The sequence below is a fragment of the Streptomyces swartbergensis genome, from assembly GCF_002148965.1.
GTDB lineage: Bacteria > Actinomycetota > Actinomycetes > Streptomycetales > Streptomycetaceae > Streptomyces > Streptomyces swartbergensis.
On record NZ_NGFN01000602.1, the window covers coordinates 1 to 2,543 of the forward strand.

Annotated in this window: 4 protein-coding genes; all 4 read right to left on the reverse strand. The window is 69.7% G+C overall.

Annotation, left to right across the window (positions count from 1 at the left end; all coding sequences use genetic code 11):
• Positions 1 to 345: cytochrome c oxidase assembly protein (locus CA983_RS42645; RefSeq protein WP_143645790.1), on the reverse strand; the 345-nt coding region annotated here is incomplete at its 3' end.
• Positions 342 to 788 (reverse strand): DUF2243 domain-containing protein, encoded by a 447-nt coding sequence (locus CA983_RS42650; protein WP_208637172.1) that lies wholly within the window; start codon positions 786 to 788, stop codon positions 342 to 344. The genes CA983_RS42645 and CA983_RS42650, both read right to left, overlap by 4 nt.
• Positions 785 to 1,354, reverse strand: coding sequence for a hemerythrin domain-containing protein (locus tag CA983_RS42655; RefSeq protein ID WP_086605990.1), 570 nt, complete (start codon positions 1,352 to 1,354; stop codon positions 785 to 787). The genes CA983_RS42650 and CA983_RS42655 overlap by 4 nt, the downstream gene beginning before the upstream one ends.
• Position 1,355: 1 nt before the next feature.
• Positions 1,356 to 2,543, reverse strand: a 1,188-nt coding sequence (locus CA983_RS42660) for a hypothetical protein (RefSeq protein WP_208637173.1), incomplete at its 5' end; no start/stop codon positions are given.

Genomic DNA, 2,543 nt, shown 5'->3' on the forward strand with positions numbered 1-2,543 from the left:
GACGAGCGCCGTGACCGGGCGGGAGCGGGTCAGCGACACCAGGGCGCGCCGGCCGGGCGGCGGGAAGGTGCGCAGGGCCAGGGTGACGGGGCGGGAGAGGACGACCGGCAGCGGGGCCGCCATGCCGGYCGTGAGGTGGGCGGCCATGTGCGCGGTGAACGGCGGCAGCCACGACTCCCACGGCACGGCGAACGCCGCCACCAGCAGGCCGCCGCCCAGCCAGAGCCCCGCGTCGCGCCGCGGCGGCCAGCGGTCCCCGCGGTGCCGCAGCCGGGCGGCGGCCGCCGTGTAGAGCAGGCAGCACAGGAGTACCAGGACGGGCAGGGGAGCAGGGGTGGGCGTCATCGCGTCCGCTCCCGCTCGGCGCGCCGCGCCCGGTGCCACAGGAGCAGGCCGGCCAGCAGGAACAGGACGGCGATCACGTTCCAGGTCCAGTCGTACGGGCGCGGATCGACGTCGTAGCGGATCTGGTGCAGGCGCAGCAGCTTGTGCTGGACGGTGCCGTCGTAGAGCTGGAAGCCGCCGATGCCCAGGTAGACGCCGGACCACCAGGCCGGGCGCAGCGGGCCGTCCCTGCGGCGCAGGTCGGCGTAGAGGAACAGGCCCGCCACCATCGCCAGCCAGCCGCCGGCGTGGAACAGGCCGTCGGAGACCAGTCCCACGTCGGGGGTGGATCTGTCGTAGAAGTGGTGCCAGTGGAGCAGCTGGTGGAAGACCGTCTCGTCGACGAACGCGGCGATGCCCAGTCCCGACAGCGCCCCACCGGTCAGTGAGCGGCGGTACGTCACCCGTCCTTGCCCATGGCCTTGCGGACGGCGTCCCGGGTGCGGTCGACGACGGCCGCGAGCGGGCCGAGCGCGAGGTTCTTGGCCGCGGACTCCGTGCCGGGGTGCGGGTGGGTCGGGGCCATGGCCTCGGCGGCCTTCAGGGCCGAGGCCATCGACGCCAGACGTGCCTGGTCCGCGTGGCGGCGGATGTGGTTGAACTCGTAGCGCTCCTCGGCTCGGGCGTGTGCCATCACGTCCAGGCGGAGCGAGAGGAGCTCGGGCAGGAACTTGGGATCGTCCGGGTCCATGCCGTCCAGGCGGGACAGGAGCTCCTTCGCCTCTCGCTCCTCCTTCAGCCGGTCCTCGACCACCTGATCGCCGCCCGGCACGTTCGCCCGGGTGAACGGGCGGACGACCTCCTCCTCGGCGGTCTCGTGCACGGCCAGCAGCTGGACCAGCCGGCGGAACGCCGCGCGGCGCTCGTCCCCGGTGGTCTTCTCGACTTCGTCGAAGAGGTTGCGGATATCACCGTGCTGGCGCATGAGCAGGGCTACGACATCGGCGTCCGAAGCGGCGATACCGGCCATGTCAGTCCCTCTCCCGGGAGGCCAGGTCGGGGTGGCCGCCCTCGGTCTCGACGCGGTACTCGCGGCCGAACATCTCGCGGTGCTGGGCCATCACGCGCTCGCTGGGCGGCTCTTCGCCGCCGTGGATCTGCTCCTGCATCCGCTCGAACCGCTCGTGCGCTTCCTGGACGTAGCCGGTGCCCAGGGTGGTCACGTCGATCTGGGTGTCCAGGAGGTCGCGTACGAACACCTTGTTCTGCTCGAACGTCAGGACGTTCGGCAGCTCCGGTGCGAGGATCTCCTCCGGTTCGCGGCCGTCATGACGGCGCATGAGGTCGCAGGCGATCCGCAGGTGTTCGAGCTCCATGTTCAGGTGCAGCTCCCAGATGGCTTTCACCTTCGGGTCCGGCTCCTGCTCCATGAAGGAGTGGTAGAGGTAGCACTCGTTGTACTCGTGGTTGACGAGTTGCTCCCACCAGGTCTCGCCCGGGTCGACCAGGGACTCGTAGTGGGTGACGTGCTCTTCCTCGATCAGGCCGATCTCCTGGTAGAGCTGCCGCGCGATCGGCTCCATGTACTGCGGGCCGACGTTCATGTAGAAGTTCATGGTCTGCTGCTCGGCCGACATGATGGTCAGGGCGTGCAGCTTGGACAGCGGGTTGGTGGTCGAGCGGTCGTACGGCTCGCGCACGTTGTCGTGCGGGTGGCGGTGGTGGAACTTCGTCGGCCGCCCCGGCATCACCTCGGTGAGGCCGTCGACGATCGACTCCGCCTTGCGGTGCTCGATCATCTCGTAGAGGTTGGCGTACCGGTACAGGTGGTCGAAGTCCTCCAGGACGCCGAACTCGTACGCCTGCTTCAGGTACGGGTCGGGCTCGTGGCGGGCGATCCAGCCGGTGAGGTCCACCGCGACCTGTTCGTAGGCGATGGTCGTCTCCAGGACGGAGGCGAGGCCCGGCAGCAGCCAGTTGACGGTCTTCTGCTGCTGGTGCTCGATGTAGCGGACCTCCGCGAGCTGCCGTTTGACCTCCGGGTCGGGGCAGTGGCGGGCGAACTGGTGGCTGAAGAGGATCGCCTCGACCTCGATGCCGTTCATCGTGATGATCCGGCAGCGGGTGTACGGATCGGCGTGATCGGGATCGATCGGCTCGACGTCCAGCTCCCGCCAGCTGCGCAGCTGGCGGTCCAGAGGGATGCCTTGGTGCTCGAG

Excerpts from the sequence above, each read along its gene's own strand:
- CA983_RS42655 (WP_086605990.1), bottom strand. The coding sequence starts at position 1,354 with ATGGCCGGTATCGCCGCTTCGGACGCCGATGTCGTAGCCCTGCTCATG.